The sequence below is a fragment of the Fusibacter sp. 3D3 genome, from assembly GCF_001748365.1.
In the GTDB taxonomy this organism is placed as follows: domain Bacteria; phylum Bacillota; class Clostridia; order Peptostreptococcales; family Acidaminobacteraceae; genus Fusibacter_A.
The window spans coordinates 13,094-25,510 of the sequence record NZ_BDHH01000012.1 but is presented as its reverse complement, the minus strand read 5'-3'; the positions used below and the strand labels follow the sequence as shown (position 1 = coordinate 25,510).

General features: G+C 37.2%; 11 protein-coding genes and 1 pseudogene. 11 read left to right on the top strand and 1 reads right to left on the bottom strand.

Features of this window, described 5'->3' with window-relative positions:
• Nucleotides 1-17 precede the first annotated feature (17 nt).
• From F3D3_RS14015 to F3D3_RS13990, 6 genes are all read left to right on the top strand, one after another.
• Complete coding sequence (locus F3D3_RS14015; protein WP_069874885.1) at nt 18-416, top strand: hypothetical protein; 399 nt, start codon at nt 18-20, stop codon at nt 414-416.
• A gap of 160 nt (nt 417-576) precedes the next feature.
• Nucleotides 577-1,557, top strand: a complete 981-nt coding sequence (locus F3D3_RS14010; protein ID WP_069874883.1) for a nucleoid-associated protein — start codon at nt 577-579, stop codon at nt 1,555-1,557.
• Nucleotides 1,554-2,246, top strand: a complete 693-nt coding sequence (locus F3D3_RS14005) for a pseudouridine synthase (RefSeq protein ID WP_069874881.1) — start codon at nt 1,554-1,556, stop codon at nt 2,244-2,246. Before F3D3_RS14010 ends, F3D3_RS14005 begins: the two co-directional genes overlap by 4 nt.
• Nucleotides 2,247-2,347: 101 nt before the next feature.
• Entirely contained in the window at nt 2,348-2,716 is a 369-nt protein-coding gene (locus F3D3_RS14000) for a hypothetical protein (RefSeq protein ID WP_069874879.1), read from the top strand.
• A 42-nt stretch (nt 2,717-2,758) separates the two neighbouring features.
• Nucleotides 2,759-3,511 (top strand): hypothetical protein, encoded by a 753-nt coding sequence (locus tag F3D3_RS13995; RefSeq protein ID WP_069874878.1) that lies wholly within the window; start codon nt 2,759-2,761, stop codon nt 3,509-3,511.
• 11 nt (nt 3,512-3,522) lie between these two features.
• Nucleotides 3,523-4,035 carry a regulatory protein RecX gene (locus F3D3_RS13990; protein WP_069874876.1) on the top strand — a complete coding sequence of 171 codons (513 nt, stop codon included), beginning with the start codon at nt 3,523-3,525 and terminating at the stop codon, nt 4,033-4,035.
• Here F3D3_RS13990 and F3D3_RS13985 read toward each other — a convergent pair.
• Complete coding sequence (locus F3D3_RS13985; RefSeq protein WP_069874874.1) at nt 3,952-5,838, bottom strand: ATP-dependent helicase; 1,887 nt, start codon at nt 5,836-5,838, stop codon at nt 3,952-3,954. The genes F3D3_RS13990 and F3D3_RS13985 overlap by 84 nt on opposite strands.
• A 246-nt stretch (nt 5,839-6,084) precedes the next feature.
• Here F3D3_RS13985 and tig point away from each other — a divergent pair, with 246 nt between their 5' ends.
• From tig to yihA, 5 genes and pseudogenes are all read left to right on the top strand, one after another.
• Complete coding sequence (gene tig / locus F3D3_RS13980; protein ID WP_069874873.1) at nt 6,085-7,371, top strand: trigger factor; 1,287 nt, start codon at nt 6,085-6,087, stop codon at nt 7,369-7,371.
• A 25-nt stretch (nt 7,372-7,396) separates the two neighbouring features.
• Complete coding sequence (gene clpP, locus F3D3_RS13975) at nt 7,397-7,981, top strand: ATP-dependent Clp endopeptidase proteolytic subunit ClpP (RefSeq protein ID WP_069874871.1); 585 nt, start codon at nt 7,397-7,399, stop codon at nt 7,979-7,981.
• 22 nt (nt 7,982-8,003) lie between these two features.
• On the top strand, nt 8,004-9,275 hold the full coding sequence (clpX, locus tag F3D3_RS13970) for an ATP-dependent Clp protease ATP-binding subunit ClpX (protein ID WP_069874869.1): 1,272 nt from the start codon (nt 8,004-8,006) through the stop codon (nt 9,273-9,275).
• 165 nt (nt 9,276-9,440) lie between these two features.
• Nucleotides 9,441-11,786 (top strand): endopeptidase La, encoded by a 2,346-nt coding sequence (gene lon, locus F3D3_RS13965; protein ID WP_069874867.1) that lies wholly within the window; start codon nt 9,441-9,443, stop codon nt 11,784-11,786.
• Nucleotides 11,770-12,351, top strand: a pseudogene (yihA, locus tag F3D3_RS13960) (ribosome biogenesis GTP-binding protein YihA/YsxC); the annotation flags it as partial. The gene lon and the pseudogene yihA, both read left to right, overlap by 17 nt.
• Nucleotides 12,352-12,417 lie beyond the last annotated feature (66 nt).

The window sequence follows — 12,417 nt, the reverse complement described above, 5'->3', positions numbered from 1 at the left end:
GTACTGGAGGGTTTGATATGAGCGATCTTGGTGAGTTTTTAGGCCTATTGATCATAACTTCTTATGGCTTAACACTTTTAAGTTTCTTGCTAAAGTGGAAATACAAATATTTTAAAAAACAGATTAATGAGATTACATGGATTAAAGATAGGTTCACGAAAATTATGAAATTTTTTGTAAAATACCATCGTTTCTTTGGATTTGCAACAGTATTGTTTATACTCATGCATTTTGGAGTCCAGTTTTCAAGATATGGTGTCAATATCACTGGGGCACTTGCAGCAGGGCTGATGTTTTTACAAGTGGGAATAGGGGTATATGGCTTTAAAATGGCAAAGCGCTCCAAACTTTGGCTTTGGTCACATCGGACTTTAGCTGTAGTCATTGGCGTTGCAATATGGATTCATATTAATTGAGCATTAATTAGGAGTTTATCCACAATTCAAAAGGATGGCACAGGCTGTGATCGGATGAGTTGTGGATAAACTCCTTTTACTGTCTCATACTCATATTGCGGTTGTTTTACAGCCCAAAGTAAGCTATGATAGTAAAGTAAAATAGAGAGGATGATTAAAAGTGATACAAGTAAAAGAGATTTATTTACACATATTAGACGGCATTAATGAAACGAAAATCCTATCAGAAAATGAAATGGAAATAGAAGGTGATATTCAGGATTATATTGAAAAACACGTCGCTGTATTTTTTGATCAACTGGATATTTTCAAGGGCAAAGTGGATGAGACTTCCTTTGTTAAAAAACGCCTTGAAAGTTCAGGTGATTTTAAGAATTTCTCTCTTGAAATTGCAGATTTATTCTTTGAAGTTATGAAGCGATCAGAGGAAATTAAACCTTGTGATTTAATGTGCCTTTACTTTGATTATGAAGGGGCAGAATACGTTGGGATACTCAAACTCAATCTGAGAACTTCCTACATTCATTTTGTGGAAACGCATGATCAGAAAATTACCAATAAAATCATAAGACAACAGGCAACTTTGCCTTATAAAACGCAGAAAGTTGAAGAAGGCTTTCTCATTGCACTTGAAAGTGACGAGGTTTACATTAAAGACAAGCAAGTTCTGCTAGATGGCAACAAATCACGTTATATTCAAGAGGATATTTTGAAACTTTCAATGGGGGCAACGGCTAAGAAAGCCATTGATGCGGTGACAAAAGCGGCTGAAAAAGTGATTCAGAAGTACCATGATCAAGATTATGTGAAAACAGCTAAGGTCAAAGAGTTTATCAACAGTCAACTCGATGAAAAAAATGCGATTGATCTTGAATCCATCGTTTATCAATGTTTTGAAACGCAACCTGAGCGTGAAGCTTATAGACATGAACTGGATTCAAAGGGGATTGATCCTACAGCCTTTGAACTCAACGAGTCTCAAAAAAAGAAGATCAAGAGGACACAGAAGATTAAGACAGCAAGTGGTGTGGAAATTACATTGCCTTATGAGTATGTGGCAAGAGCGGAAAACATGGAAATAGAAAACAACCCTGATGGCTCAATTTCCATTAGGCTGAATAATTTAGGAGAACTGCTATGAGAATTAATAAATACCTCAGTGAATCAGGTGTCTGTTCAAGACGCAAGGCGGATGAACTTATAGATCAAGGGGTTGTAGAAATAAATGGAGAACTCGCTACGAAAGGGTCACAGGTTGAGCCTGAGGATGATGTCTGTGTCAATGGCAAATCTGTAACCGGTAAAGAAAAGAACATCTATATCGCCTTTAATAAGCCCATAGGGGTGGAATGTACGACTAATCTAACGGTAAAAGACAATATCATCAGCTATATTAATTATCCTGAACGTATTTTCCCAGTTGGGAGACTTGATAAAAATTCAGAGGGTCTGATTTTATTGACGAATGACGGTGATTTGTCAAATGAGATTTTAAAGGCGAGACATTATCATGAAAAGGAATACATCGTCACTGTAGATCATAGAGTTTCAGATGAATTTTTGGAAAAGATGAGAACTGGTGTTGAAATTTTAGAGACTATAACACGTCCTTGTGAGGTAGAAATCGTACGTAGCAATATGTTTAAGATCATACTGACTCAAGGTTTGAATAGACAAATTAGGCGGATGTGTGAAGCCCTGGAATACAAGGTTGTAAAATTGAGACGTGTGAGGATCATCAATATTGAAATTGGTGATCTTGAAAAGGGAGAATGGCGATATTTATCTGCCGATGAACTTAAACGGTTGAAGACAATGGTTAAAAAATGATACAATAGAGTTATAGATTCAGAAAAAGTGACGATAATAATATTAGTAACATAACTTTATGACGTTTATTAGCGAAACCATAATAAAATGAAGGAGATTTTATGTTATTGAACATCTTATTTGCGGCGGCTGTGACATTTTCTATATTTTTAATGGTTGAATTTGTCAAAAGCATTCAGCAATTTTTAATTTTCAAAAAAGTAAGGGAGACTATTTTATTGTCTTCTTTTAGTTACTTAAAGCAGACGCCTCATTCGATTGTGGATCTTAATAAACTGAGAGAAATGCTTCTCGGTAAACTTTCTGAGACCAAACTTTCAAAATGGGTCAATGATCTTAAGATTACTTGGCAGTCTAGTGATGCAATACAGTTTGTTTTTGAACTCAAATTCAACGAACTTAAGCCGAAATATAAGTTTGTAATTGGGTTAAAGGATATTGAAGAGATCGTCAATAAGGCGAACGGATAAGGGATTAAGCTCAATCATCGATTAATTCATATGAGGTGAGATATGAAAAAAGTAGTAGTCATTGTTTTATTTGCCGTTATTGGTTTTTTCATCTATAGTATTGTATTTCAGACGAGAGAGCAGCCTCCTGTTATTTCTTATACCTTTGATTTTGAAGAGATGGACAAAGATTTTTGGCTTGTGGGACAATGGGAAAACTATAAACGCTCTTATGATTTGATCTCTCTAAAGGATGGCATTCTGAAAATGACTTCCGATGTGCCAGAAGCACGTCCATATGTCTTATCTAGACCCATAGAAATTAGAAGTGGCGATGTGATTACCTTAAAACGAAAGGTCAAGATTACTCATGGGGACAGGCTATTCGCAGGTGGTCTTGCGATATATCAGACCAATTCCATTGAACTGGTCCCAGAAAGGGCAGATGGCTCGTGGTTTACCTCCATGGGAGATGGGATTGCATTAGTGGAATATTCTTATGATTTATCACCACTTCAAAAAAGACCTGGAAAAGATGTCGTCCGTTTTTTAGCGGCAGACTGGGATTACAATGAAAACTTTAAATTGATTCCACCCTTTTATGACGAATGGGTAGAAGAGAGCCTCAGTTATGATACGCGTTCGAATCAAATTACTTATAAAATTAACAATACGGAATATAAGTTAAACAGTTATCCTATTGATCAAAATAATATTCGTTTTTTGATGCACGCTTATGGCGAGGGTGCAGGCAATAGTATAGAAGTGGATTGGGTCGAAATTACAGTCATTAATAAGAAAAATAGAATGCAGTAGATGGAGCTGTTATGGATATGAATAAAGAAGAAGAGAAATGGTTAAACTATGCACTCTATTTACTCTCCTTTAGAATGCGCACAGAGCATGAACTCATTGAAAAATTTAATTCAAAGCAAGTTGAGGAAACCGTTCAGCAACTTGTTTTATCTTTTTTAAAGTCACAGAAATTGGTGGATGATCAGTTTTATGCAGAAAGCTACATCGAAAGTCATGCCAGTAAGTACGGTGCCTATCGCATGAAGCAAACGCTTGCGAGAAAAGGGGTCTCAAAGGCTCATATTGAAAGCGCTTTTGAAGCATTAGAGGCATCAATAGATCCCTATGAAGATGCCAAAGTCATTCTCAAAAAAAAAATGGACGGTATGTCCATTGATTTTGAAAAGTTAAAAGAAGATTATGTGTATAAGCGTAAAATTCAGCAAAAATTATCACAATTTTTAGCTTATAGAGGCTTTTCGCTCGATGTGATCAAGAGCGTTCTCAGTGAACTTTTGGCTCAAGAATTCTTCAATGAAGAGTGAATTTTTGTTGAAGTCACCGTTCATAAAGCGCGTATGAAGCAGTTCAAAACGCTTCTTTGCACGCGTAAGACCTACATAAAACAAGCGACGTTCTTCTTCGAGGGCGTCTTTTTTTTGACTGTTGAAACCTGGAAAAATTTGATCATTCACGTCGATCATAAAAACACTGTGAAATTCAAGCCCTTTGGAACCATGAATCGTTGAAAGCGTTACCTGTGCTTGATGTACAGGCGTTGAATCCGTGCGCAAGTGATCTCTTAAACTGTCAATTCTTGTGATAAAGTCGAATCCAGATTTTAATGATTTGCCAATGGCTTTATAAGCATCGAGGCGTGTGCGTGCGAAGTTCATCGAGATGCCCAGTCTTGTGGTGTTCTTTTTCAAATAATCCAGATAACCCAGTTCGGTTTCTATAAAGGCAATGGCATCATAGGGTCTTAATAACTTGAGCTCTTCAAATTGCCCCATAAGCCGTTCTTGTGTTCTTGATTGATAGGGTTCTAAAAAGGGTATATCTACAAGAGTTCTAAAGACGGTTTTCCCCCGGATGTGTTCATTCACATGTTGAAGCATTTCTTTTGAAATGTAGCCATTCGTTTTAAATGCAATACGGTTAAAACTTTCTAAATCCTGTGGGATCAATGCGAGATTTAGAAAAGCGAGTATATCTTTCAAAAGCCAATGGTCCAGTTCCGCTATTGGGGGGTCTTTTATATAGTATTCCACTTGATTTTGATTTAAGAGGTTTACAAGGCTAAGCGCAGAAATTCGATTTCGATACAAAATGGCTATAGAATCAGGTGTCTTTTTGATTTGATCTAATAAATATTGATTTCGGTCTATGAGATCGTCAAAGTTTTTAAAAAGAGGCGATTGCTCGTGTTTGTGTATTGGAGACATAGGTTTATCGAATCGATGTTCATTCTTTTCGATAATAGATTGTGCGGTGAAAACAATGGCAGCATCTGATCTAAAATTATCTTTAAGATAATAAACAGTCGCAGTCTTAAAGCGCTCTTTAAAAGAGAGCAAGTAATCTGGGAAGGCACCCCTAAAACCATAGATAGATTGATCATCATCTGCCACAATAAATAGATTTTTATCAGGGCCTAAAAGCAATTCGATTAATTCAAACTGAAGTTTGGAAGTGTCTTGAGCTTCATCCACTTGGATATAGGCGTATTTAGTTTGATAAAAATTCAGTGCATTTGGATTTGCTTTTAGTATTTTGATGGCGTAGTAAATCATATCATCAAAGTCAAAAAGTTGATGTTTCTTCTTATATATATGGTAATCGGAAACCATGTCAAAAATGCGATCGAATTGAAAATCATAAGAGGACTGATCTTCTCTTTTGAGCTTTAAATTATAAATGAGCCCAATGTGATTCGTAAAAGCTTCATAGTCATCCTCCGTGAGTGATGTGGTATAGTATTTTTTAAAGATTTCATTGAGAATGTGGAAGCGACGACCAGAATCATCTAGTAACTGCATCTGTTGCCCTGTTTGAGCGTTATATTGTTTGAAAATGCCATAAGCAAATTTATGAATGGTCATAAACTGAAATTTGTAGGGTGCGTTTAAGGTTTCATATCGATTTGCCATATCCTCGGCAGATGCTTTTGAGAAAGTTAAAGTGAGTATATTTGAAGGGTCAACCAGCTTGTTTTCCACGAGATGAATGAGCCTTGAAATTAAAAGCGTGGTTTTACCACTGCCTGGAATGGCCAGTGTGAGTGCAGGTCCTTTAAAATGTGTTGAGGCTTCTGCTTGGTTAGGGGTTAATTTGAGTTTGGCGGTCATAAATGCTCCTAAAGAGGTGATCTCATATTTGCTTTGTGAATAAGTTATTAATATATTATAACATAAGGGTGAAATTTGCAATAAAGGCTTGTTTACCCCCACTTTTGATGTATAATAAGAGTGATTTTGGCTATTATTCTTTACTTTTTAACCTAAATACGGTACTATTAATAAGTTAAAGCACTAAAAATGACTGGGAAAGTCCAGTTTTGATAAATATGAGTAAATTTATTGGGAGGAATTCACATGAGTTATGAAATCGTAAAAAAAGAAAACAGTGAAATTACTATAAAAGCCACTGTTGGAAAAGACGAATTTGAAAAAGCGGTTAAAACTGCTTATAACAAAAACAAAGGCAAATTCAATGTCCCTGGTTTTAGAAAGGGTAGAGTACCACAAAATATTATTGAAAAGCAATATGGTGAAGGCGTGTTCTTTGAAGATGCTGTCAATGATTTATTACAGGTTCATTATGAAAAAGCGCTTGATGTACTTGAAATCAATCCTGTTGCGAGACCGGATATCGATGTAACTGAAGTTGGCAAAGGACAAGATCTTATTTTTACAGCGGCGGTAACAGTGGCGCCAGAGTTCACACTAGAAAATTACAAGGGCCTTGAAGTTGAAAAAATCAATGTAGAAGTAACAGAAGAAATGTTGGATACAGAGATTGAAAAAACAAGAAATATGAATTCGAGATTAATGAGTGTAACCGATAGAGCGGTACAAGATGGCGATACTGTAATCATGGACTATAGTGGATTCCACGGTGAAGAACAATTTGAGGGTGGCACAGCTGAAAATCAAGAACTCGTCATTGGTTCTGGTCGTTTTATTCCTGGCTTTGAAGAACAATTAGTGGGCAAAGAACTTGGCAGTGATATTGAAGTTAACGTGACATTCCCAGAAGATTATCACGCTGAAAACCTTAAAGGTCAAGCTGTGGTTTTCAAAGTTAAGATCAATGAAATCAAGTTTAAAGAATTGCCTGCACTTGACGATGAGTTTGCTAAAGATATCTCTGAATTCGATACACTTGCTGAATATAGAGAAAGCATCCGAAAAGAACTAGAAGAAAGTTCAAAACAAAGTGCCGTTGCAGCACAAAGAGATAAAGTACTAGAAGCAGTTGCTGGATTATTAACAGTTGAAATTCCTGAAAAAATGGTAGATACTGAAGTAGAAGGTATGCTTCGTGAATTTGATCAACAATTAAGACAGCAAGGATTAAGCCTCGAGCAATACGTTCAATTTACAGGTGGTAAATTAGAGGATCTCAAAGTTACAATGAGAGAAGATGCGCTTGCAAGAGTAAAAACCGGTATGGTTATTGAAAAAGTAATGGAACAAGAAGCAATCGAAGCAACAGATGAAGATGTTGACGTAGAAATAGATAAAATCGCAGAAATACAAAAAAGAGATCAAGAAGAAGTTCGCAAATTATTCGCAAAAGATAATTATGAGTACTTAAAATCAAATCTTAAATCAAGAAAAACAGTTGATTTCTTAGTAGATCATGCGAAACTTGTCTAATCAGTAGAACTTTCGGAGGTGAAAAATGGCTAATTATGTACCTTATGTAATTGAACAAACAAGTAAAGGCGAACGTTCGTATGATATCTATTCTAGACTTTTAAAAGATCGTATTATCTTTTTAAGTGGAGAGATTGATGATTATACAGCGAATGTAGTGGTTGCTCAGTTGCTTTTCTTAGAAGCAGAAGATCCTGATAAAGATATCAATATCTATATTAATAGTCCAGGGGGTTCTGTGACCGCAGGTATGGCGATTTTTGACACCATGGAGTATATAAAACCAGATGTTTCGACCATCTGTGTTGGCATGGCAGCGAGTATGGGCGCGTTCTTACTCGCAGCTGGAACGCGTGGCAAGCGATATGCACTTTCAAATGCGGAAGTGATGATTCATCAGCCTCTCGGCGGTGCTAAAGGTCAAGCATCTGACATTAAAATTCATGCTGAATGGATTTTAAAAATAAGAAAGAAACTCAATACAATTTTAAGTGAGAAAACAGACAAGCCATACAAGCAAATAGAAAAAGACACTGATCGAGATAATTTTATGAGTGCAGAAGAAGCAGTTGAATATGGTCTTATTGATAAGGTTTTCAAACAGAGATAATAAGAGCAGAAAGAGGTAAAGGATGGATAAACCAACTTTAAAATGTTCCTTTTGCGGGAAAAGTCAAGAGCATGTGAAGCGCTTGATTGCTGGGCCCAATGTCTATATTTGTGATGAGTGTATAGAGCTTTGCAATGAAATTCTTGAGGAAGAATTATCGGTATTTAAAGACGACATCACACAGGATTGGGAACTCTCGGAATTACCTAAACCAGCAGATATTAAAAAAATATTAGACGATTATGTCATTGGTCAAGAGCAGGCTAAGAAAACGCTTTCTGTTGCAATGTATAATCACTATAAGAGAATACAATCGGAAATCGGCGACGATGACGTGGAACTTCAGAAGAGCAATATCTTACTCCTTGGTCCAACCGGTTCAGGCAAGACACTTCTTGCACAGACTTTGGCTAAAATTTTAGATGTGCCATTTGCAATTGCTGATGCTACAGCTTTAACAGAAGCGGGCTATGTCGGTGAAGATGTTGAGAACATTATCTTGAAATTAGTTCAAGCGGCTGATTACGATATTGAGCGTGCTCAAAAGGGCATTATCTACATTGACGAGATCGATAAAATCACAAGAAAATCAGAGAATCCATCTATCACAAGAGATGTTTCAGGTGAAGGGGTTCAGCAAGCACTGCTCAAAATCATTGAAGGTACGGTTGCCAATGTACCCCCTCAAGGTGGCAGAAAGCATCCGCATCAAGAATTTTTACAAGTAGACACCACAAATATTCTCTTTATCTGTGGTGGCGCATTTGATGGTATGGAGAATATCATCAGTTCAAGAATCGGTGAAAAGGCACTTGGATTTGGGGCTGCTGTTCAGAGTAAGAAGGACATCTCTTTAGGGGAACTCTTTGCGAAGATAGAACCCAAAGATCTGCTTAAATTCGGATTGATTCCTGAATTTATAGGTAGGGTTCCAGTGGTGGTGTCGCTACATGAACTTGATGAAGAGGCGCTTGTTAGAATATTAAAAGAGCCTAAAAATGCCATTATTAAGCAATATCAAAAAATGCTTAAAATGGATGATGTTGAGCTTGAATTCGATGAAGATGCATTAGTTGAAGTGGCAAAGATGGCCATCAAAAGAAAAGCGGGTGCCAGAGGCTTAAGATCAATACTTGAAGGGATCATGATGGAAATTATGTATGAAATTCCTTCAAGAGAAGATATTAAGAAATGCATCGTCACAAAGGAAACGATTCGTAATCATCAAATGCCAACACTGGTATTGGTGGATTCGAAGCGTGAACTCAAAGCACATCATGAAAGCGTTTCTTAACATTTAGAAGCTATTGAAACAATATTTAATATAGACTTTACAACGAGTGGATGCCTATGCGGAAACTCGTTTTTAGCATTCTTTTTAAATTGAGATGGAATGAATAGGGTATGAATAAATCGCTCTTTAGAGCGATCACAGTATAAAGAGATTAGAGGTGAAATTATGGATAACGAAGTAAGAATCGTTAATATGCCGTTGATTCCTCTTAGAGGATTATCAGTTTTTCCATACATGGTGTTACATTTTGATGTGGGTAGAAAAAAATCTATCAAAGCACTTGAAGCTGCCATGGCAAAGGATCAAAGAATATTTTTAACGACACAATTTGACATTGATATTGACACGCCAGCACCAAAAGATTTTTATCAAATGGGCACAATCTGTAAAATTAAGCAAATGCTTAAATTGCCAGGTGATGCGATTAGAGTTTTGGTGGAAGGGATTCAAAGAGCAGAAGTTGAAACGATTATAGAAGAAAATCCATATTTCAGAGTGGATTTAAAAACGTATAATGATAGCCTTGAGATGGATAAAGAAGCTAGAGCGTTAATGCGTTCATGTGTAAATGCTTTTGAAAAATACATTACGATTAGCAATAGGGTGAGTGCAGATGTGATTCTTTCCGTATCTGCTATTGAAGAACCAGGCAGGCTTGCGGATATTATTGCGGCTCAACTGACACTTAAGACAGAACAGAAGCAAGATATTATCAATGCGGTTGAAGTTAAAGAGAGACTTGAAAAGTTGTATCTTTTATTATTAACTGAAATTGAAATTCTTCAAGTTGAAAAAGACATCAACGATAAGGTTAAAAGCCAAATCAACAAATCACAAAAGGAATATTATTTAAGAGAGCAAATCAAAGCCATTAGAGATGAGCTTGGTGAGGAAGATGCGCAGGAAGACGAAATTGAAGAAATGCGCAAAAAGCTTAAAAAGCTTAAACTTGGCAAGAAGATTGATAAGAAAGTGATGAATGAAATAGATCGCTATTCACGTCTATCGTCTTCATCAGCAGAAAGTGGTGTTATTAGAAGTTATGTCAACTGGATTTTAGATTTGCCTTGGCGAAAAGAAACCAAAGATGAGATCGACCTCAATATGGCGCAAACTGTTCTTGATGAAGATCATTTTGGACTTGAAACAGTTAAAGAAAGAGTGGTAGAGTACCTTGCCGTTAGAGACTTAACACAAAGTATGAAGGGCCCTATTATTTGCTTAGTAGGACCTCCAGGTGTAGGCAAGACTTCTATTGCTAAGTCTATCGCAAGGTCGTTAAATCGCGAATTTGTAAGAATGTCGCTTGGCGGTGTTCGAGATGAAGCTGAAATTAGAGGCCATAGACGGACTTATATTGGTGCAATTCCTGGGCGCATTATCAATGGGATTAAAGAAGCGGGCACTAAGAATCCCGTTTTCCTATTTGATGAAATCGATAAACTTTCAAGTGATTTTAGAGGTGATCCAGCATCAGCACTTTTAGAAGTACTCGATCCAGAGCAAAATAAAGAATTCACAGATCACTATTTAGAAGTGCCTTTTGATCTTTCGAAAGTGATGTTCATCACAACTGCGAATACACTGAGCACAATTCCAAGACCACTACTTGATCGTATGGAAGTCATTCAGGTTTCTGGGTATACAGAAGTTGAAAAACTCAATATTGCAAAAAAATACCTTGTACCTAAGAAGATGGAAGAACATGGCCTCGTTAAGTCGGCATTGTCCTTGTCTGATGATGCGCTACTTGAGGTGATTCGTCAATATACCAGAGAATCAGGTGTCAGAGAACTTGAACGTAAAATTGCAGATGTTTGCCGCAAGGCCACTGTAAGAATCGTCAAAGGCGAAGTTAAAAGCGTTCGAATCACAGATAAAAATTTGGACAAATATCTGGGCAAATCTAAATATCATTATGATTTAATTGCTGAAAATGATCAAGTGGGTATTGTGACAGGTCTCGCTTGGACCAGTGTGGGTGGAGAGACGTTATCCATTGAAGTCAATACCATGAAAGGTAAAGGCAAACTTCAACTCACAGGTCAATTAGGGGACGTTATGAAGGAATCTGCTCAAGCGGGACTTTCTTATATCAGAACGGTTGCGTCTGAATACGGGATTGAAGATAAATTTTATGAGGAACTAGATTTACACATTCATATTCCAGAAGGTGCAATTCCTAAAGATGGGCCTTCCGCAGGCGTGACTATGGCAACCGCTATGATTTCTGCATTGTCTGGAGTCCCTGTGGATCGATTCGTTGCCATGACAGGTGAGATCACTTTAAGAGGTAGGGTATTGCCGATTGGCGGCTTTAAAGAGAAAGCTTTAGCGGCTAAACGCGCAGGCATTAAAAAGATTATTTTCCCATTTGAAAATATTAAGGACTTAGAAGATATACCAGAAATTATAAAGAAAGAAATTGAATTTTTCCCTGTCAAAACGATGGATGAAGTTCTGGAGCACGCTTTAGTTAAAAAGGAGCCAAAACATGAAGATCAAAAATAGTGAATTTGTCATTAGTGCAGTGGCGAAATCACAGTATCCAGAAGATCAATTACCTGAAATTGCATTTGCTGGACGGTCAAATGTAGGCAAATCATCACTTATAAACATGTTGCTCAACCGAAGAGGTCTTGCAAAGACAAGTTCAACCCCAGGTAAAACTCAATTGGTAAATTTTTATGATATTGATGGCTTGTTCAGATTCGTAGATTTGCCAGGATACGGGTTCGCTAAGGTATCCAAAACGCAAAAAGCGACTTGGGGGAAAATCATTGAGACTTATTTAACAGGCAGAGAGACCTTACTTGAGGTGATTCTGCTTGTGGACATCAGGCATAAGCCGACACAAGATGACAAAGAGATGTATCACTGGATCAAACAGTTTGGTTTTAGTGGTATCGTCGTCGCGACCAAGGCAGATAAACTCAGTAGGAATCAAATTGCAACGCAAATAAAGATCATACGCAAAGAACTCAATATGGATAAAGAAAGCGCGATCATCCCAATTTCATCTTCTGAAAGAACGGGCAAATACGATGTGTGGGATTTATTCAACGAGGTCTTTGAAGTCAACCAGTGCGGGATTTATGTGGAAAGACAAGTGGGCGATCCACGACTTCTTGAAGCGGAATCG

What these genes read in the sequence shown, in the direction of transcription:
- lon (WP_069874867.1), top strand. Translation starts at nt 9,441, where the DNA reads ATGGATAACGAAGTAAGAATCGTTAATATGCCGTTGATTCCTCTTAGA.
- F3D3_RS13995 (WP_069874878.1), top strand. Translation starts at nt 2,759, where the DNA reads ATGAAAAAAGTAGTAGTCATTGTTTTATTTGCCGTTATTGGTTTTTTC.
- F3D3_RS14000 (WP_069874879.1), top strand. Translation starts at nt 2,348, where the DNA reads ATGTTATTGAACATCTTATTTGCGGCGGCTGTGACATTTTCTATATTT.
- clpX (WP_069874869.1), top strand. Translation starts at nt 8,004, where the DNA reads ATGGATAAACCAACTTTAAAATGTTCCTTTTGCGGGAAAAGTCAAGAG.
- F3D3_RS13990 (WP_069874876.1), top strand. Translation starts at nt 3,523, where the DNA reads ATGGATATGAATAAAGAAGAAGAGAAATGGTTAAACTATGCACTCTAT.
- clpP (WP_069874871.1), top strand. Translation starts at nt 7,397, where the DNA reads ATGGCTAATTATGTACCTTATGTAATTGAACAAACAAGTAAAGGCGAA.
- tig (WP_069874873.1), top strand. Translation starts at nt 6,085, where the DNA reads ATGAGTTATGAAATCGTAAAAAAAGAAAACAGTGAAATTACTATAAAA.
- F3D3_RS14015 (WP_069874885.1), top strand. Translation starts at nt 18, where the DNA reads ATGAGCGATCTTGGTGAGTTTTTAGGCCTATTGATCATAACTTCTTAT.
- F3D3_RS13985 (WP_069874874.1), bottom strand. Translation starts at nt 5,838, where the DNA reads ATGACCGCCAAACTCAAATTAACCCCTAACCAAGCAGAAGCCTCAACA.
- F3D3_RS14005 (WP_069874881.1), top strand. Translation starts at nt 1,554, where the DNA reads ATGAGAATTAATAAATACCTCAGTGAATCAGGTGTCTGTTCAAGACGC.